The sequence below is a fragment of the Paenibacillus sp. FSL H7-0918 genome, from assembly GCF_038007025.1.
Classification (GTDB): domain Bacteria; phylum Bacillota; class Bacilli; order Paenibacillales; family Paenibacillaceae; genus Paenibacillus_AQ; species Paenibacillus_AQ odorifer.
On sequence record NZ_JBBOWJ010000001.1, the window covers coordinates 1,058,868 to 1,078,093 of the forward strand.

12 protein-coding genes are annotated in these 19,226 nt (G+C 43.6%); 1 reads left to right on the plus strand and 11 read right to left on the minus strand.

Going from position 1 to position 19,226, the window contains the following annotated elements:
* Positions 1-192 precede the first annotated feature (192 nt).
* The 9 genes from adhE to MHI15_RS05020 all read right to left on the minus strand — a co-directional run bounded on the left by adhE (position 193) and on the right by MHI15_RS05020 (position 16,709).
* Complete coding sequence (gene adhE / locus MHI15_RS04980; RefSeq protein ID WP_036682925.1) at positions 193-2,814, minus strand: bifunctional acetaldehyde-CoA/alcohol dehydrogenase; 2,622 nt, start codon at positions 2,812-2,814, stop codon at positions 193-195.
* Between the two features lie 408 nt (positions 2,815-3,222).
* Complete coding sequence (locus MHI15_RS04985) at positions 3,223-4,689, minus strand: ABC transporter substrate-binding protein (protein WP_076129626.1); 1,467 nt, start codon at positions 4,687-4,689, stop codon at positions 3,223-3,225.
* A gap of 132 nt (positions 4,690-4,821) precedes the next feature.
* Positions 4,822-5,694 (minus strand): carbohydrate ABC transporter permease, encoded by an 873-nt coding sequence (locus MHI15_RS04990; protein WP_076278411.1) that lies wholly within the window; start codon positions 5,692-5,694, stop codon positions 4,822-4,824.
* Position 5,695: 1 nt separating this feature from the next.
* Entirely contained in the window at positions 5,696-6,523 is an 828-nt protein-coding gene (locus MHI15_RS04995; protein WP_370510708.1) for a carbohydrate ABC transporter permease, read from the minus strand.
* A 210-nt stretch (positions 6,524-6,733) separates the two neighbouring features.
* Positions 6,734-8,062, minus strand: coding sequence for a response regulator (locus MHI15_RS05000; RefSeq protein WP_076278412.1), 1,329 nt, complete (start codon positions 8,060-8,062; stop codon positions 6,734-6,736).
* 19 nt (positions 8,063-8,081) lie between these two features.
* Positions 8,082-9,875 (minus strand): cache domain-containing sensor histidine kinase, encoded by a 1,794-nt coding sequence (locus tag MHI15_RS05005; protein WP_076193077.1) that lies wholly within the window; start codon positions 9,873-9,875, stop codon positions 8,082-8,084.
* Positions 9,876-11,452: 1,577 nt separating this feature from the next.
* Positions 11,453-12,091 carry a beta-phosphoglucomutase gene (gene pgmB / locus MHI15_RS05010; RefSeq protein WP_076130680.1) on the minus strand — a complete coding sequence of 213 codons (639 nt, stop codon included), beginning with the start codon at positions 12,089-12,091 and terminating at the stop codon, positions 11,453-11,455.
* Positions 12,092-12,123: 32 nt separating this feature from the next.
* Positions 12,124-14,406 carry a glycosyl hydrolase family 65 protein gene (locus MHI15_RS05015; protein ID WP_076130681.1) on the minus strand — a complete coding sequence of 761 codons (2,283 nt, stop codon included), beginning with the start codon at positions 14,404-14,406 and terminating at the stop codon, positions 12,124-12,126.
* Positions 14,403-16,709 (minus strand): glycoside hydrolase family 65 protein, encoded by a 2,307-nt coding sequence (locus MHI15_RS05020; RefSeq protein WP_341164174.1) that lies wholly within the window; start codon positions 16,707-16,709, stop codon positions 14,403-14,405. Before MHI15_RS05020 ends, MHI15_RS05015 begins: the two co-directional genes overlap by 4 nt.
* Positions 16,710-17,131: 422 nt before the next feature.
* Between MHI15_RS05020 and MHI15_RS05025 the strand changes: the two genes are divergently transcribed.
* Positions 17,132-17,857 (plus strand): Crp/Fnr family transcriptional regulator, encoded by a 726-nt coding sequence (locus MHI15_RS05025; protein WP_036682945.1) that lies wholly within the window; start codon positions 17,132-17,134, stop codon positions 17,855-17,857.
* Between the two features lie 179 nt (positions 17,858-18,036).
* On the opposite strand, the gene MHI15_RS05030 is transcribed toward MHI15_RS05025, so the two are convergent.
* Together MHI15_RS05030 and nirD are read right to left on the minus strand one after the other, a co-directional pair.
* Positions 18,037-18,828 carry a formate/nitrite transporter family protein gene (locus MHI15_RS05030; RefSeq protein ID WP_076280502.1) on the minus strand — a complete coding sequence of 264 codons (792 nt, stop codon included), beginning with the start codon at positions 18,826-18,828 and terminating at the stop codon, positions 18,037-18,039.
* 52 nt (positions 18,829-18,880) lie between these two features.
* Entirely contained in the window at positions 18,881-19,201 is a 321-nt protein-coding gene (gene nirD / locus MHI15_RS05035; RefSeq protein WP_076193069.1) for a nitrite reductase small subunit NirD, read from the minus strand.
* Positions 19,202-19,226: the final 25 nt, after the last annotated feature.

Sequence of the window (19,226 nt, forward strand, 5' to 3'; positions counted from 1 at the left end):
CCGTGTCTCGTGATCCCAAGAAAAACATGGTTGTTCGAAAATTCACAATCATTGTTCCATATATGGGACCGTTGTTTATATAAACATTTTAGTTTATTTTCTATAAATAGACTGTGACAAATATCACCTTTCGGGTGATATTTGTCACTTATATCTAATCCACAACCATCCTATTATCTACTTAACCAAATATTAATTATCAAATCTTCCGTAGAAAGCATTACGGTATACATCTGCAAGTTCAGATACCAGTGGCAGCTTAGGATTGGCAGTTGTACATTGATCTTCAAATGCACGGTCAGCCAAGTAATCTACATGGGATTCAAAATCCTTAGGATCAAAGCCCAATTGTTGGAAGGATTCTTCGATACCCAGTTTTTTGTTCATGTCGCGAATAGCATTGATCAGGCTAGTTACACCTTCTTCAGTTGTGCGAGCTGGCAATCCCAGAATACGGGCGATTTCTGCATAACGCTCGTCAGCTACGAAGTGTGAATATTTAGGGAACGAAGCGAACTTCGTAGGTTTCTTAGCATTGTAACGAATAACGTGTGGCATAAGGATCGCATTAGTACGACCATGAGCAGTGTGATATTGACCGCCCCATTTATGCGCCAAGCTGTGGTTAATACCCAGGAAAGCATTAGCAAAGGCCATACCAGCAAGTGTTGATGCGTTATGCATTTTTTCACGGGCAACTCTGTCGCCTTCAAGAGCCGATTTTTCAAGGTATTGGAATACCAATTGGATTGCTTTAATTGCCAGACCATCCGTGTAGTCACTCGCCATAACAGATACATAAGCTTCGATGGCATGTGTCAATACGTCCATACCTGTATCAGCTACAGCAGTTTTTGGCAAGCTATATACGAACTCTGGATCAATGATAGCTACGTCTGGAGTTAGCTCGTAGTCAGCCAAAGGATATTTAGTGTGTTGTTCAGTTGTTTTATCGGTAATAACTGCGAAAGATGTTACTTCCGAACCCGTACCCGAAGTAGTTGGAATCGCTACAAACTTAGCTTTGTTTCCAAGTTTAGGGAATTTGTAAACCCGTTTACGGATATCCATGAATTTTTGTTTCAGACCGTTAAAGTCTGCGTCTGGATGTTCATAGAATAACCACATTCCTTTTGCAGCATCCATTGGGGAACCACCGCCAAGTGCGATGATGCAGTCCGGTTGGAATCTGTTCATCATTGCTGTACCTTTTTCAACTGTAGTTGTCGATGGATCTGGTTCAACTTCCGAGAACACTTCGATCGCTACAGGAGTTTGGCGTTGACGCAGGTAATGTTCAACTCTCTCCACATATCCAAGCTTAACCATCATTGGGTCAGTGATAATTGCGACACGTGTGATATCAGGCATTTTGGTCAGGTACTGAGTAGCGCCTTTTTCGAAATAGATCTTGTCAGGTACTTTAAACCATTGCATATTCACGGTACGACGATTCACCCTTTTCACGTTGATCAAATTGATTGCTGTAACGTTTTGCGACACGGAGTTACGACCATAAGATCCGCAGCCCAGCGTCAACGAAGGGATGTTAGTGTTATAGATATCGCCGATCGCACCATGAGTGGAAGGCGAGTTAACAAGAATACGTCCTGTTTGCAGACGGTTGGAGAACTTCATGATTACTTCTTCGTTGTTGGAGTGGATAGCCGAACTATGGCCCATACCACCAAATTCAACAACTTGTGCTGCGCGTTCAATACCTTGATCTGCGTTTTTAACTTTGTAGCAAGCAAGCACAGGACTCAATTTTTCAGCGGACAATGGATATTTAGTGCCTACACCTTCAAGTTCTGCTACCAGAATCTTAGTGCCGGCAGGAACTTGAATGCCGCACATTTCAGCAATTTTCACTGCGGATTGTCCTACGATTGCTGGGTTAACTGCACATTTATCAACGTTCATAGCGCCGCTAGTCAGTTTGGCAGCTTCTTCTTTGTTAACAAAGTAGCAGCCATTAGCGATCATTTTCTTTTTCACTTGATCGAAGATTGGTTCTTCGATAATAACAGCTTGCTCGGAAGCACAGATCATACCATTATCAAATGTTTTGGAAAGAATGATGTCCGTTACGGCTTGATCGATATCCGCGCTCTTTTCGATGAATGCAGGTACGTTACCAGGACCTACGCCAAGAGCTGGTTTACCACAGCTATAAGCTGCTTTTACCATTGCAGAACCGCCTGTTGCGAGAATAAGTGCAACGTCAGGGTTGTTCATCAAAGCGTTTGTTTTGTCCATCGTTGGCATTTCAATCCATTGGATACAGTTCTCAGGTGCGCCAGCTTTTACAGCCGCATCATGAAGAATTCTAGCAGCTGCTGCACTACACTCTTGCGCAGATGGGTGGAAACCGAATATAATAGGGTTCCGTGTCTTAATCGAAATCAACGCTTTAAACATCGTGGTGGATGTAGGGTTGGTTACCGGTGTGATACCCATTACAATTCCGACGGGCTCAGCAATTTTTTGGAAGCTTTCATAAGCATTGTCTTCAATAACGCCTACTGTTTTATCGTATTTAATTCCGTGCCAGATATATTCTGTCGAGAAGATGTTTTTAGTAATTTTGTCTTCGTAAACCCCGCGGCCAGTTTCTTCTACAGCCAATTTAGCGAGGTACATATGTTTGTCGAGTCCAGCCAACGCCATTGCATGAACGATTGTGTCAACTTGCTCTTGATCCAGCGCCATGAATGCCTCATGTGCTTTTTTCGCTTTATCCACCAAAGTCTGAATATACTCTTCAGCGGTAGTTTGTTTAACTTGGGCGGCGACTTCGTTCTTAACTGCCATCTCCCTCGTCCTCCTGTCAATTTTTAGGTTGTTTTTCTCTACACATTTATCTTATCACATCATTTCCACCTTGTATAGTGAAATCTTTCACAAAGTATAAAGTTTTTTTGATTTGTTTTCAAAGCGCTTTCATTCGATCATATTATAGGTTTTTTACCATTATTTATGCTGTATTATTCCTTAAATCTAAAGTTTATGTTTAAAAAGACAAGAACCGATACCCATTTTCTACCTTTCCGCTCGCAAAAATATTTTAAAAATGCAAATCTAATTTTGTTGACACTCTATTTTTCTCATGACCCTCTAAAAAATAGTCGGAAGCCATCCGTTGGGTTGATTTATAAAAATATCAATAATATAAACATAAAAAAACCGACTCCTAAAGGAGCCGGTTCTGTTCTTCCTTGCCTATTCTACTTTAATTGTATCGAAGAATTTCTCTTGCACTGTTTTGGCAGCAGCTTCAAGCTGTGTCTTGGAATCTGTTCCTTTTTTGGAGAACAGCTCTTGTATTACATTGGACATGGTTGCGTAGTAGTCCTGTGTATTGTATTGCGCTTCCGGTTTACCGTCCAGCAAGCCTAAAATATCAGGGCTGTATTGATATACATTTGTATATTTATCATACACAGCTTTTGTTTTCTTGCCGAAGTCAGAATCTGCAGAATAGTAATCTAAGAGCGGCGGAATAAAGTATTTGCCATCCGTTGTACGTTGTTGCAGAACCGCATCCAGTGCTTCTAGACCTTTATCGGAGAAGTAATCAAATGTAATATAACGAAATGCCATTTCTTGCTCGTCTGGTGTTGCATTTGGATTGATTACAAGGTAGTCACCACCAAGTACCCCAGTGTGTTTTCCGCCTTTTTCCATCGCAGGCATTGGATACGTAAGTACATCTTCTGGTTTCAGACCGCCTTGATTCAACGCTTGCTCAATAACACCGTCAGATCCAGCCATTACCATTGCTGTACGACTTTGTTGGAATGCGCCTACAGCATCACCCCAGCCCAGTGCCCAGTCCTGAGGAATCGCGTTTGCTTCCCATCTAAGTTTCTTGTAGAAATCCAGCGCTTTAATCCCAGCCTCAGAATTAAAAGTAGCTACAACCTTACCGCCTTCAATCTTCTGAATTTCACCGCCAGCCTCGAACAGGAAGTTGGTCCAGTTCCAGCCTGCTTCATTCCCTTTACCCATTGGAGCAATACCGGAAATCCCTTTTTTGGTATCAGCTACACCTTTCGCGGTATTCAGCATATCATCCCAAGTCCAATCCATAGATGGAACAGCAACGCCTTTTTCATCCAGCATTTTTTTGTTGATCATTGTGGTTGTTACATAACCCTTTTGAGTAACGCCGAATACTTTTCCGTCAATGATAAATTGGTTTTGGAGAACCGGGTTAATTTGATCCTTAAATTCGTATTTATTCCACAGATCCGTAATGTCAGCTACCCAGCCTTTTTCAACTAGGAATTTTGCTTCTGTAGCGTAAGTGTTAAAGAAGGTTGGAGCTTCATTCGCTGCCATTTTGATGCCGATTTCACTTACATTGTACTGCCAATCGTCTTTGACGATTTCAACATTCGGATACTCCTCTTGGAAACGTTTGATCTTGTCATCTTCCTGTGCTCTAACTTCGGTTAGGTCAGGGGTTGGATAGTGAATTTTGATGGTCACTTTTCTTTGTGTGATATCATCAGTTGGCGCTGCTGTAGCACTGCCAGCATTATCTGTTGCAGCATTCGTTGGCGCAGTAGTCGCTTCCCCTTCCTTGTTTCCTGTTGTGTTTCCGTTATTGTTGTTACCGCCGCATGCGGTTAACAATGATCCGGCCACAAGGAGGCTTAGTAGCACGCTAGAGTACTTACGCATTGAAACTCCCCTTTTCAATTCATAGTTATCTTACATATCGATCATAAAAGAGAAATCGTTTACAAACGAGGTGCATTTATATTCCTTTCATGTGCATGTTTACGATCCGTGACTAAATTCGTCGATCCGCGCTTATCCCTTAACTGCTGATAATGCGACGCCACGCATAATGAACTTTTGGAAGATCAGGAAGACAAGGATCGGCGGCAACGATACGATAAATAGGATAGCGAATTTAATATTCGTATTAAGTGCCTTTACATTAATAACGTATTTATAGATTGCTGTCGCGAGCGTATATTTCTCTTCACTGTGCATAACCAGAGATGGCCAGAACCAGTCATTCCATGCAGTAGAAAAGATAAAGATCGCCAGCGTAGCAAATATCGGAACCGACAATGGCACTGCAATGGAGAAAAAGCTTCTCGGCTCAGAGGAGCCGTCAATCCGCGCGGCTTCAAAAATTTCAGGATGTATCCCATCAAAAAAGTTCTTTAAGAGTAGAAAATAGAATGTATTCGCACCAGCCGGCAGCCAAAAGGCAGCGTACTGATTCAGTAATCCAAGCTCTTTTAGATTGACAAAGTTGGGAATCATGTAGCTGGTCGCCGGAATAAACAATGTCATCAGGAAAAAGAAATAAATTGCCTTTCTGTAAGGAACATTCATACGAGAAATGCTGAAAGCAGACATTCCCAATACGACTAGTGTCACGACCATATTCCCCACAAAAATATAAATAGTGTTCTTAAGGAACATCAGCAGATCAATGTAGCTCATCGCTTCTTTAAGGTTGCTGAAGTGCCATTCCTGCGGGAAAAAATGCGGTGGGAATGAGTTCACCTCTTGATTCGATTTCAGTCCGTTAAATAACGTCATACAAATCGGATACAGCATGCTAAACACCATAATCAAAATAACCACGCACATCAAGCCATAAAAGATCTTATTGCTTGTTTTTTTCAAATCATGTTCTGAGAGAATCCCTCTATCTGCGCTCTTCATCTTAGTTGTCCTCCTTGTTAAGCTTGAACTGTAAAATGCCCAAACCACCTAGGACTATGAACATTAGCATGCCAAGCGCAGTCGCTGTTCCATAATCGAGTCGCGTAAAAGCATATTTTACGATCAGCAGCGCATAGGTAAGCGTAGTATTATTCGGCCCACCATCAAGCAGCGCCATTTGTGACTGATACCCTTGTGAAGTCCCGATAATCTGTAATATAAACATCAAAATGATCAAATTACGTAGCGAAGGCAATGTGATGTACTTTATACGTGCCCACACACCCGCCCCATCAATCTCAGCTGCTTCATACCAATCCCGCGGAATGCTGAGTACAGCAGCCAAGTATATTAACATCCCTGATCCAAACTGCTGCCACGTCTCCATAAAAACAAGGGAAATCATCGACCACCTTGTATCTGTCAGGAAGGCAACCTGGTCCACACCAAGCGAGCTTAATACTGCATTGATTGGGCCCACAGGATCATAAAGCCATCTCCAGAGTCCATATAGCACCACACCAGGCATTACAAAAGGTAGGTAAGCCGCTACCCGCACAAAGCCCCCAAACCTTCTCAGCTCCGAGATCATAATAGCAAAAGCAATCGGAACCCAGAACCCGATAATAAGACATAGAAGCATGTAATACCCTGTATTTTTTAACGCGGTCAAAACATCCGGATCACTAAGGGCTCTAGCATAGTTCTCAAAGCCAACAAAGCTATTCCCTTTTACAAAATCAACATGGTAGAAGCTGTACAACAAGCCTTTAAAAATTGGCACCCACAAGAACATTACAAAAATAATCACAGCAGGTACGAGGAACATATATCCCCAAAAGTTTTTCTTCCAGCGGTTTTGCTTGTAAGGTGTACCCTTCAGCGCCGGCGGATTTTCGGATACAACTGCGGTTTGATTCATCAGGCTCCCTCATTCCATTTTTCTTTCAGCATTTTTCGCAAAATGCTTCCTACCTTAAATTGTAGAAAATGAGGGTTGTACTGAACATGTCTAAATCTACCGAAGTAGTATGTGTTTTTACTTCTTCAATTCACTGGGGCTAATCCCATAATATTTTTTGAAAATTTTACTAAAATGCTCCGGTGATTCATAACCTACACGCTCGGCGATTTCGTATCTGCGAAGATCTGTGTTCAAAATCATCTCCCGGCTTTCTTCCATCCGCAGCTTAATTACATATTCCCACAGGTTGTAACCTGTATTTTTCTTAAACAGATAGCTCAAATAATTGGGGCTGACATGGTTTTTCTTAGCCACTTCATGGATGGTTAATCCTTTTTGCGCATAGTTCTCGTCAATATACTCTCTCGCTTTCTCTACAATCAGATTGCTGCGTGTATGAAGCTCTTCTACTGAAGGATCGGTTGTGTAGCTGTTCCAATTAAAATCCCCGTAGTAAAACACATAATGGTCATTGTGTTCATTATTCCAGAGAATGGCTTTGGAGGCTTGACGGTTCAATACAGCCATAAAAGAAAGACCCTTGAGAATCTGGCTGATGCCGATAACTGCATTTAAGTGCAGATATTTTTGAATATTAAAATGAAGACTACGGCCAAGGATATCTAGCCTATTAATTTGGCTGGCAGACGAATCTTCATAGCTTTTTTCATCCCACTGAATAATGATCGTAATCTCTTCATCCTCTGCGTAAAAGGCTGTCGAGTTCCACTCCTGATCCATCAGCTCTTTGGCGATATTCAGCGCGGCATAACAAAGAAGCCGTCTGTCCCGCAGGGTGTAGTGCTTCTCCTGATTCGTTCCAGCCAGAGGTACCTTAATTTTTAAGACGGAAAAATACGGCCCTTGCAGCTTCAGGTTATCCAGCTTTTGCAAGCGTTCTGCATCACACAGTACACCTTCAGGCTCAATGAGCAGCTCATTCAATAACTTGCTGTATTCCGGAAGCGGCTCTTCCAGCCGAAAGCTTTCGTTAATTCCTGACATGAAAATATCCAATTCTGGTGATGGTTTCCCCATCTTAAGCAGCACATTTCGCACCGAATCCAGAAATTGCTCACTATTCAAAGGTTTGATCAAATAATCCTTCGCTCCAAGCCTAACGGCCATTTGCGCATATTGAAACGTCTCGTGTGCAGAAATCACGATGGTCTGTACCCAGGGTTTGGCCAATTTTGCATGCTGCATTAGATCAATCCCGCTCATTGCACCCATCTGAATATCAGTAACGAGCAGGTCTATTTCCTCCATCCGAATGCAGTCCAGCGCTTCAAAACCACTGTTTGCTGTATAAATATGGTCTATGTTTAACCCCGAAGAAGCTAATAAATTGCTCAGCCCTTTACAAATCAAGGGTTCGTCATCCACAACTAATATATTGAACATATCTGTATGCTCCCCTTCCTTAGTCCTGATTCTCTGATTTCGGAAGCTTAACCGTCACCAATGTACCGCCCTCTTTACGAGGGGTATAGCTGATGCCATAATCAGAGCCGAAGTGTAAATGAATACGCTGGTTAATGTTGCGAATCCCGTAACCGCTGGCCGGATTTGGACTGTCGTCATTCAGCACAGCTTCGATGGCCTGATAATCAACAGTCTTATAGCCATTATCTTCAATAGTGATCTCGACGGTATCGTCCACACAAACTGCGCTAATGATGATTTCCCCATCCTCGCCCATATTTTTGACACCATGAATAATAGCATTCTCAATTAACGGCTGCAGGGTAATTTTAGGAATTAGATTTCTTTTCGTATCTGGATGAATCTCCATTACTACACGAAATATATAATCATACCGGTGCTGCTGCAGCTTGATGTAGGCCGTTGCATGCTCCAGCTCTTCTTCAAGGCTAATCAGCTCCCTTCCCCGACTGAGGCTAATCTTCATAAGCTTGGATAATTCCTTGATCATCTCGGCGGATTCAACGTTACCTTCCAGCGAGCTTTTCCAGTAAATACTCTCCAAAGTGTTGTAGAGCAAATGCGGATTGATCTGCTGATAGAGCAGTTGAAGCTGTGATTCCTTCTGTTTTAGCTCCATCTGGTATTTATAAGTAATTAGTCCATTTAGCCTGCGGGCCATGTCATAGGTAGAGCCAATCAGCACACTGACCTCATCGTTACTCCCTCTTTTTGGCGTCTCAGGGACACGATTGCCTGGCTCAAACTTCCGGACGAAAAAAGCTAACTTTTGCAAAGGCGTCATTAATGAACGCCAGAAATAAGTAATCATGATTAATCCAAAAACAGCATAGGCCACAGTTATGTATTGAATCACACTTTTCATTTCGTTTTGTTGCTGCAGCAGCGCTTTTACGGCGATTTTGTAGACTAGCTTCTGTCCTAAGGCATGGTTATTATTGACCACATAAATAAAATCCGAGGTAATAACATCCACGGTTCCCTCCAAATCCTCAGCAACGACCGTCTCCGGCAGCGTAATGATCTCACCAGTATTATTCGTAGTAGAAGCGAGTACACGATTATCCAGATCTGTTAAGTAAATATCACCATCAGGCAACGATATGGATTTAAGGGATTCTCCGATTTTTGCGTCCATTTTGGTAATGACTAAAACCCCAATGGTCTCAGCTTTTCTGGAGATGTTATTGACAGCTCTCATATAGGTAAGAGTCTTCAAGTTTTCCGCTTGTGCACTTAGCTTCCCTGTAAATTTTAGAGATCCGCGACCCTTTTTCTGGACAACCTCCTCGAACCAATAGGGCTCTTCCGCTTTGGAAAAGAAATATACCCCCGCCTTCTTAACCTGTGGGAAATTGGGTGCAAAAAAATAATAATCCTCGGGATCGTATATATAAAGGGAATAATAGATGCCGTCCCCACGCTCCGCTCCCTGCGAGTAACTGACCAACAGCTTCTCTATCGTCTCATAACGTTTAACCCGCTCCAGAATGGTATCCGAACCCGTCATATTAATCTGTTGAATCAGAGGATTTTGAATTACAGTGGTAGTAATTTTATTTACGGTATCAATATCTCGGTTAATGATGGTGAAGTTTTGCTTGTTCAGCTCTACATAAGCATTCGTCACATGGCGCTTCAGAATTTGCTCAGCCTTCATATTCCCGTAAATGTTCAAAAACAGAATCGGCGAGATCATAATCAGAAACAGCAGGATAAGCTGTTGTTTGACGTTTAGCTTCAAAATCGGCCTAATCAGCCTAGACAACATCGAGATACACCTCCGGGTTCAATAACTATATCAAAGTGATAAACGCTTACATATGTTTATTTTAAAGTTTTTTATGTTCATTTGTATGTAGTTTTTTCTGTTGGGCGGATAAAAAGAGCATGATGATATGTCCGCCACTACGTAGAGCGTTTGGGCTTACGATCGCTGTTATCCTCAGATTTCCTGATTTTATACCGCTGAGCGGTAGAAATCCGAGGATAAAGGCGACCACTGGCGTTTCTCCAGCTCCAAACCTCCACTTCGCAACTCTATCAACGGAACTCTTAAAAACCGCAAACAGAAAAAGTGGGAGGCGACGTAAAGGACACTGCGTGAGGCTAGGAGAAATGAACTCTATATGGAAGAAGTGCCATGTATGTTCTTGAACACTTGAATACTCAAGTACTTCAATACATGAATGTACTTTGTCTGTTGGGCGTCTGGATTGCTTGATGTGCGATGGTGGCGTTGTAGGGCGTTGGGTTGCTTGATGTGCGATGGTGGTGCTTACTGTGCGTTGGATTGCTTGATGTGCGACTTACTACTTATTCGGCGTTTTACATTCCCACACACCCTCTTCACGATGAGTTATCGGACTCAGATGCAGCTATTGGGCTGATTTTTGGCTTTTACGGGGAGGTTCGGACTCCAGAGGCGTTATTCGTTCCAAACATGCGCGATACGCGGGCTTTTCGAGTCAATAGCGGCTATGGAGTCCGATAGGTTCTCAAATGAGCCGGATTATTACTTATAAAGACTATGAGGTCCGATACACTGTCCGAACTTTTGACTAACGTTCTGAATTACTTAATATGCAGCTAATAGCGACTATGGGATCCGATCACCGTCTGAGCTTAAGACTAACTATCTGAATTACTTAATGTGCAGCTCAGCTACTTATTCAGCGTTTACATTCCCACACACCCTCTTCACGTTGAGCGATCGGACTCAGATGCAGCTATTGGGCTGATTTTTGGCTTTTACAGGGAGGTTCGGACTCCAGAGGCGTTATTCGTTCCAAACATACGCGATACGAGGACTTTTCGAGCCATTAGCGACTATGGAGTCCGATATCTTCTCAAATGAGCGTAATTTTGGCTAATAGCGACTATGAGGTCCGATACACTGTCCGAGCTTTTGACTAACTTTCTGAATTACTTAATGTACGGCTAATAGCGACTATGGGGGTCCGATCTCCGTCTGAGCTTTAGACTAACTATCTGAATTACTTAATGTGCAGCTCAGCTACTTATTCGACGTTTTGCATTCCAACACACACTATTTTCATGATAAGCTATCGGACTCAGATGCAGCTATTTGAACAAATTCCTGCTTTTACGGGGAGGTTCGGACTCCAGAGGCGTTATTCGTTCCAAACATGCGCGATACGAGGGCTTTTCGAGCCATTAGCGACTATGGAGTCCGATATCTTCTCAAATGAGCGTAATTTTGGCTAATAGCGACTATGAGGTCCGATAGACAGTCTGAGCCAGCTAAATACAGAGACTTTGCACAAAAAAAGACCGCCCCCAAAGTCATCCGCTACTTTGGAGTCGGTCCCATGTTCATTTAGAGCTTTAGTCTGTCAGCAGCTCATACAATCCTTTAACGACCAGATCTGCTTCCTTCAGCACCTCAGGTTTGCCGATACCTACAACCTTCATCCCAGCAGCTTTACCTGCTTGAACGCCTGCCTCAGCATCTTCAAACACAACACATTCATCCGGCTGCAAGCCTATCTCCTGAGCCGCGATCAGGAACACCTCTGGGTCCGGTTTGGCTAGTGACACTTTGTTGCCGTCAACAACTGCATCAAATAAGTCTGTAATGTTCAGCTTATTCAAAATAAACTCAGCGTTCTTACTGGCTGAACCTAACGCAATCCCAATCCCACGTGATCTCATTCCTGTCAGGTATTCTTTCACTCCAGGCAGCAGCTCCGATTCCTCGAGCCGAGAAATGTATTCTACGTACAGGCGGTTTTTCTTCTCCGCCATTGCCAGCTTCTCTGCTTCCTTAAATTCCAGGCCACCCACTTCCAGCAGGATATCAAGCGATCTCATCCGGCTCACACCTTTAAGCCGCTCGTTATCCTCCTCCGTGAATTTAAAGCCAAGCTCATCTGCAAGACTCGCCCACGCCAAATAATGATATTTGGCTGTATCTACGATCACGCCATCCAGATCAAAGATGGCGCCTTTCATATTTTCCAACATTGATTTGCTTCCTCTCCGTTGTGTATTAATATTTATAATCCCGTTTCGTCAAAGGCCAGTCGAAGGATCTCACCTGCAGAGCAGGACTTGCCTTCTCCGCCTTGCACCGAGAATACCAAGTCTCCACTGTAATCAGCAGCTGTGATCACAGTGACTTCATCCTTACTGATCCGCAGTTGGATGGTGTCGCCGCGCAGGGTAACCGGAAGCTGAACGGACTGCCAATGTTGCGGCAGAGATGGATTGATGTGCACAACCCCTCCATCGTAGTCCAACCCAGCGAAGCCAAGAACCGCCGCCATCCAAGCACCACCATTCGCAGCCGGATGAGTCCCTCCGATGTAGAGATCCCCTACATATTGCTTAGATTCGCCGGTGAGATCGACGGTAGCCGTACGCATAAAATACGGATAGCCCCAATCCGGTGAACCAATATCAGCAGCTACCAAAGCGTAGATACAAGGGCTTAAGCTTGATCCGTGTTCCGTACGCGGTTCGTAAAATTCCCAGTTCGCTTGTTTCACTTCCTTGCTAAAGGAGTGCTTGAACAAATTCAGCATCAACACAACATCTGCTTGTTTAAGTATGGTTGTGGTGGTAGCTAAGCCATTGCCGCCGCCAAAATACTCATTTTTATTAAGCACACGTGATTTCAGTTCTGTTAGTTCTACATCCTCCAAGGTGAGGTACCGGTCGAATTGTTCAATAACAAGACTGGCAGGATCAGGCTGTGGAACATAAAAGCTATCCAGCATCGTTTTGAACTCCTTCAGGAATGGCCCTGAGCTAAACTGAGCGGACAATTGACTGTAGTCCTCAGGATACTTCTCTTGCAGCAAAGCTGCCGTACGCAAGGCAATCTCAAGCGTCTCTTTAACCAGTGCATTCGTAAAAGCATTATTGTTCACACGCTCATGATATTCATCCGGACCTGTAACATCCAGAATCTCAAACCGCTGTTTAACCGAATTATAGTAAGCGTAAGAGTAGAAAAAGCGAGCGCATTCCCAAATGACCTCTGCTCCTCCACTAGTAAGCAGACTTTCATCGCCTGTGAATTGAACATATTTCCAGATCCCATGCACAACGTCACCACTGATATGAACCTGCTTATCGCGGAAATAGGTGCGCATCGGCCGGCCTGTAAATACATCATTCACATTAAACAAAGTACAGGCATCGTCTCCCGTATCCTGACTTTCCCAAGCATAAAATGCGCCCAAAAATCCATATTCCGCTGCCTTACGGCGAGCACCATCCAATGTATGAATCCGGTACATCATCAAGTTCCGCGCTACCTTAGGATCACTGTGCAGGAAAAACGGCAACATAAACATTTCCGTATCCCAAAATACAGCTCCCTTATATACCTGACCCGATAATCCCCGGGCTGGAATAGACACCTTCTCCGAAACTGTAGGCGCAATGATTAACAGCTGATAGATACTATATCTCAAGGCAAATTGGGCAGCTTCATCACCTTCGATGATTACATCACTGTGTGACCATCTCTCATCCCATATCAGACGGTGAGACTTAAATAACGCCTCATAACCCAGCGCCTCAGCAGCATGGACAGATTTAACAGCTTCCGTCTCCGGCTGATCAGCATCAAGTCCAGTATAGACTGCTACATACTTAAACCATTCATACGTCTCACCCGCACGGGCATCAAAAGAAATCCGGCGAACAGCAGCCCCATCTTCCAGTAGCTCCTCACCAAAACTGAATACCGCCCTCTCCGCCACAACCACCGGAATCTTCAATTCTCCGCTAACCGATGAAGAGATCAGCACCTCGTCCTTCAATTGCACCGTTTGTCCGTAGAGATGAGGTCCATTGATATCCCACACATCTACGTCAATTCCCGTCTCAATGGCTACTCGGCAGTCTTGTGTGCTGCGAATAGAGTATTTACTAACGAGCAAGTGAAGATTATCCTGGCTTACGAATCGATCTGCGGTAAACGTCAACGTCCCTCCGTCAGATACAGCAAATTCAGTGCTCCGATGATGAATGGCATTTCGGATATTTAGCTCCTGAGTATGAGCGACCGGTTCACGGTCAAGCACACTTAAGAGCTGATCATTACAGAAAATTTTGGTCAACAATCCATTAGGGGCATTAACGGGTTCTCTCCATTTGTCTCCTGCTCTGTCATATAGACCTGCGAGGGTGACAGCTGCTAGCTCGGTTTTACTGAATTCCTCCAGTGTGCCGCGATATCCCATGTAGCCGTTGCCTAACATATATTTGTTACCGTTCGTCGTCACAAGCTGTTTATCAAAACAACTATCCTTTACGATCCAGTTCATCCTGCCAGCATCCCTTCACCTAGTGGAAGCGTCTTTCCGGAAGCATCCACTGTAATCGACTGTCCGTACACTATAATTTCGGTACTTCCACCATTAACCGCAGTGATTGTTACTGAATTTTTGTCGACCACAATTCTCAGAAGCACTCCTTCATACAACAATTGGAAGCTATATTCATCCCAGCGTTCTGGCAGGGTTGGCTGAAAGGACAGACGCGCTCCATCCGATCGCATTCCGCCAAAGCCGTAAACAATATTCATCCAAGCAGCAGCAATTGAGGTAGTATGCAGCCCTTCACGGGTATTGCGGTTATAGTTGTCTAAATCCAGTCGAGTAGCGAATTCAAAAAACGAATATGCTTCCTCGGGTTTGCCGATTTCACTTGCCAAAATGGAGTGGATCGAAGGTGACAGCGAAGACTCATGAATACATCTAGGCTCGTAGTATTCGTAGTTCGCCAGCTTCGCTTCTTTAGAGAATTGTCCGCTGTACAAGAACATAAACATAAGTACATCCGGCTGCTTAATCATGTCATAGCGATACAAACGATCATATGACCAGTTCGAATATAATGGGAATTCTGTTACCGGAATCGAATGAATATCAATATGTGGCATATCGAAGAACCCATCATGCTCTTCATAAACTCCTGTCACTTCGTCAACCGGAATCCGCATATGCTGCGCCTTATTTTCCCAATCGGTGAGTTCCTCGTCATGGAGTCCAGTTTTTTCTACCACAGCTGCAAAAGCAGCAGGAGCCTGTTCTTTCATCTCCCGAAGAGTCTCTAGGGTGTATTCAAAAGATTGTTGAGCCATCAGATTAATGTAACAGTTGTTATTGACCATCAATTGGAACTCATCAGGACCCATTACGCCAAAATAACCATATTCCCCGCTGCGTTGCCCCCATTGACCACGTGTAGCATAGAATCTGCTGATCTGAATCAGCATCTCAGCCCCTTTACTATGCAGGAAGCTTTTATCACCGGTATTTTTGACATAATGCCAAATGCCATAAGAAACAGCAGTCCCTACATGAAGCTGAAGATTAGAGTGCTGCCAGAGATCACAGCTTTCTGTTCCATCTATAGTAGCAATAGGATAGCAGGCTCCCTCACAATCCACTTCTTTAGCGCGCTGCATAGCCTGTGGCAATGTTTTATATCTGAATTCCAATAAGCTCCGGGCAGCTTTTGGATTATTGAACATATAGAACGGTAAGCAATAGGATTCTGTATCCCAAAAAGCCAACCCACGATATACTTCCCCCGTCAGCCCTTTGGCACCAATATTAAAACCGGGATGATCGCCATGATAGGTCTGATAAAGCTGGAAGATACAGAAACGAATACCCTGTTGATTCTCAGGATCGCCCTCAATTCGGATATCACTTGTCTCCCAGATGCCCTTCCAATAAGCTGTCTGATCAGCGATTATTTGAGTATCCGTCAATTGGCTTGCTGTTTCAGCAAGAGACAGACCTTTGCTCCACAGCTCTTCAGCTGTATGGGCAGAATCACTATCCGAATAGTTCATAACCAGTTTGGTAAAATAGGAGACTTCTCCTTTCGTAAGGTCCAGGGTGAAATTTTGACCAACAAACTTATCACTCTCGACAGCAGTAAGCTGCAACGGCTGCGAGGATTGTAAGGTAAAGCTTGAGAACAGCTTGTTCCCAGTATTCACGGTACTCGCCATAATAGCAGAGGACGCTCCACTTACTCCGCTGCGGAGACTGTTCCACATACATTCGCCGCGTTCTTCATGAATAATGCCGAAATCAAGACCTGCACAAATGTCCACGCTCCCCGAGAAATTAAGGGGTTCAAATTCCACCCGCTGCAACCCCAAATGAGACATAGTCATGCTGACCAGACGTGTAAAGACTACTTTTAGCGACTTGCCATCGTTTAGATGCCAGACTAGCTCTCTCCGATACGTACCCTTACGAAGATCCAACCTACGCACATAATCCGTTACGTTACTTTTTGCTAAATCAAGCTGTTCACCATCTACAGATAGACGTGTATACAGCCAGTCCACCGCATTCACCATATATCTCAGCGAGCGAATAATCCCTTTGTAGTGATTGCCAATATCCAATTGTTCATTTAATCCATTAAAATAACTTCCTTGCAGGGTGTCACCTGAATACCCTTCCTCTGCATATCCCCGTACACCCATATATTCATTACCCAATGAAAAAATAGATTCCGAAGTCCGGTTTCGCTCTGGATCAAAGCCCTCTTCAATAATTGCCCACGGATCAACCTTAAGATATTTGTCTGCTACTTTAGCCATTTATGATTTCTCCTTCTCCTGATTTTTGCTCCAATTTCAGGATATCGCTGCATAGCAGTAGAGCCAATGTCCGACCGTAATGAAGATGTGTGCATTTATACGGAGTTGAGATAAAACTAATTTCTTGAACATGAATTTCAACTGTGTTATATGTTACAATCTAACGGGGACGCAAAAAAACAGCGATTAACCCAGTATTTGAGAATAATGGATAGCCGCTGTTCATATATCATAAACGTGAGATCACTTACTCTTTTTTAGTTAAAAAGAATATTACATCGAACACTTTAGAAGTGAAATTTATCACAATGTTGAAAATTCGACACTTTTAAACGATTTTTTATAACCAATTCGAGGGATTTTCAAGGTATAATTAATTTAAAATTTACTGAAAAACTGAGGGAATAAAGGGGATGTCGATTATGCTAAAAGAACATTACAATGTTATCGAAGCCCACGGAAATACAAACTGTTTCTCCGAACAGAATTTCAACAGACTTCTAGTTACAATGAAAGAGCGCATAGTTCCAGAGGGTTCACATCTATTCTGGGAAGGCGACTACTCGGATAAATTGTTTTATATCAAACGTGGACGTGTGAAATTAACTAAATCTACTGATGAAGGTAAAGAACTCATTCTTTATATGTATCAAGCTGGTGATATGGTAGGTCAAGCAGATCCATTCTTCAGCACTAAGCATAGCTTTACAGCCGAAGTGATTGAAGAAAGTGAAGTTGGCGTCATCGAACAAAAGGATCTAGAAATTCTCATCTGCCAACATTGTGACTTTGCTATCGACTTTATGAAATGGATGGGTATTCATCACCGTCTCACCCAAACTAAATTCCGTGATCTAATGATGTACGGCAAACCAGGTGCACTCTGCTCCACGCTCATTCGTCTTGGCAACACCTACGGTGAGAAGAGCAGCGATGGTGAGAATATCCTTATCAACAAAAAAATTACGCATACAGATTTGTCCAACATGATCGGTGCCACTCGTGAAAGTGTTAACCGGATGCTGAGCGACCTGCGTAAAAAAGATGCTGTTGAGTATGAGAACGGTATGATTGTCATCAAGGACCTTGGCATGCTGCAAGAAATTTGCCACTGCGAATTGTGTCCGAACGAAATCTGCCGGATCTAATTCCGTTATAATATACCCTCTATTCACCTCAATGAAACATACATGACCCAATTATTCTGCATAATATAAAATAGAGTGGTCCAAGGCGCCTAATGCAGGTGTCTTTTTTTTATATTCAACAAAAAAAGAGCTAAACCCAAGATCGGTTCAGCTCTAATATAGTTAATTAAAAATGGATCTTAACGGTTGTTGCGAGCACCACGCACTGGTGAGATCACCCAATAGGCCATACCGACGAATACGCCTCCACCAATGATATTCCCCAAAGTTACAGGGATCATATTATGCAGCCATCCAGCTATCGTAATGGTTTCCGGATGATTTGGAAGCAACACAGCAACACTAAGCAGAGTCATATTAGCCACACTATGCTCATATCCGCTTGCGATAAAGGCGAACAGACACCACCAGATTAAAATTAGCTTAGCAGATTCACTTTTAGCGCGTGAGGACATCCATAGCGCTAAACAGACCAGCCAGTTACACAGGATTCCACGAAAAAACAGCTCGGAGAACGGGAGACTCATTTTTTTAGCAGCGGCTGTAAAAATCAAATGCTCCGGCGGCGCAGCACTGAACAACCCAGTCCCACGAATTAAAAGTGCTAAAATCACTGCACCTACCACATTCCCGATGAATACAAGAATCCAGTTCTTAACGGTATCCCAGATACTGGTTCTGCCTGCCAGTGTACTTACAGTAAAAAACATATTATTCCCGGTAAACAGCTCTGAGCCTGCAAATACTACAAGCGTCAGGGCGATGCCGAAGGATGTGCCCATAATAAGCGGTTGGAAAGGAGATTTGGCAGCCGCTAGCGGTGCTCCTAGGGAGAAAATAAGGATAATCCCAATACCTACATAAGCACCTGCCAATAGGGCTGCTAGAAAATATCTTGGTATGCTTTCATTCATTTTGTCCCGCTTACTGACTGCCGTCTCTACGATGCTCTCCACACTTTGCGTAAACATAATACTCCACCCCACCGTTTTCTATTAAATCTATTACTACAAGCTTCGGTGTCTACACGCTCACTGTAACTTTCTCTCCGTCCAGTGTGACTGGATAAGTCACCACACTACCTTGGTCTGGTGCCTGCACCTCACCCGTGCGCAGATCGATTTTCCAATCGTACAGTGGATCGTACAGATAGTGACCTGACACGATCCCTTCAGCAAGCGGTCCCCCCTTAGGATGAGGACTGCGATTCTCTACTGCATAGATGGCTCCGTCAGAGGCACGGAACACAGCCAGTTCAATATTTCCAGCAATCACTACGCGGCCAATTTGCAGCAGGAAATCCTGTACTGATCCTATTGCATACGTTTGTGTGGTCTTATTCATTGGTCTCTCCCCTTCTGTGTGTGTT

Excerpts from the sequence above, each read along its gene's own strand:
- MHI15_RS05020 (WP_341164174.1), bottom strand. The coding sequence starts at position 16,709 with ATGGCTAAAGTAGCAGACAAATATCTTAAGGTTGATCCGTGGGCAATT.
- MHI15_RS05025 (WP_036682945.1), top strand. The coding sequence starts at position 17,132 with ATGCTAAAAGAACATTACAATGTTATCGAAGCCCACGGAAATACAAAC.
- MHI15_RS05000 (WP_076278412.1), bottom strand. The coding sequence starts at position 8,062 with ATGTTCAATATATTAGTTGTGGATGACGAACCCTTGATTTGTAAAGGG.
- MHI15_RS05005 (WP_076193077.1), bottom strand. The coding sequence starts at position 9,875 with ATGTTGTCTAGGCTGATTAGGCCGATTTTGAAGCTAAACGTCAAACAA.
- pgmB (WP_076130680.1), bottom strand. The coding sequence starts at position 12,091 with ATGTTGGAAAATATGAAAGGCGCCATCTTTGATCTGGATGGCGTGATC.
- adhE (WP_036682925.1), bottom strand. The coding sequence starts at position 2,814 with ATGGCAGTTAAGAACGAAGTCGCCGCCCAAGTTAAACAAACTACCGCT.
- MHI15_RS05015 (WP_076130681.1), bottom strand. The coding sequence starts at position 14,406 with ATGAACTGGATCGTAAAGGATAGTTGTTTTGATAAACAGCTTGTGACG.
- MHI15_RS04995 (WP_370510708.1), bottom strand. The coding sequence starts at position 6,523 with ATGTTCCTCGTACCTGCTGTGATTATTTTTGTAATGTTCTTGTGGGTG.
- MHI15_RS04990 (WP_076278411.1), bottom strand. The coding sequence starts at position 5,694 with ATGAAGAGCGCAGATAGAGGGATTCTCTCAGAACATGATTTGAAAAAA.
- MHI15_RS05030 (WP_076280502.1), bottom strand. The coding sequence starts at position 18,828 with ATGTTTACGCAAAGTGTGGAGAGCATCGTAGAGACGGCAGTCAGTAAG.
- nirD (WP_076193069.1), bottom strand. The coding sequence starts at position 19,201 with ATGAATAAGACCACACAAACGTATGCAATAGGATCAGTACAGGATTTC.
- MHI15_RS04985 (WP_076129626.1), bottom strand. The coding sequence starts at position 4,689 with ATGCGTAAGTACTCTAGCGTGCTACTAAGCCTCCTTGTGGCCGGATCA.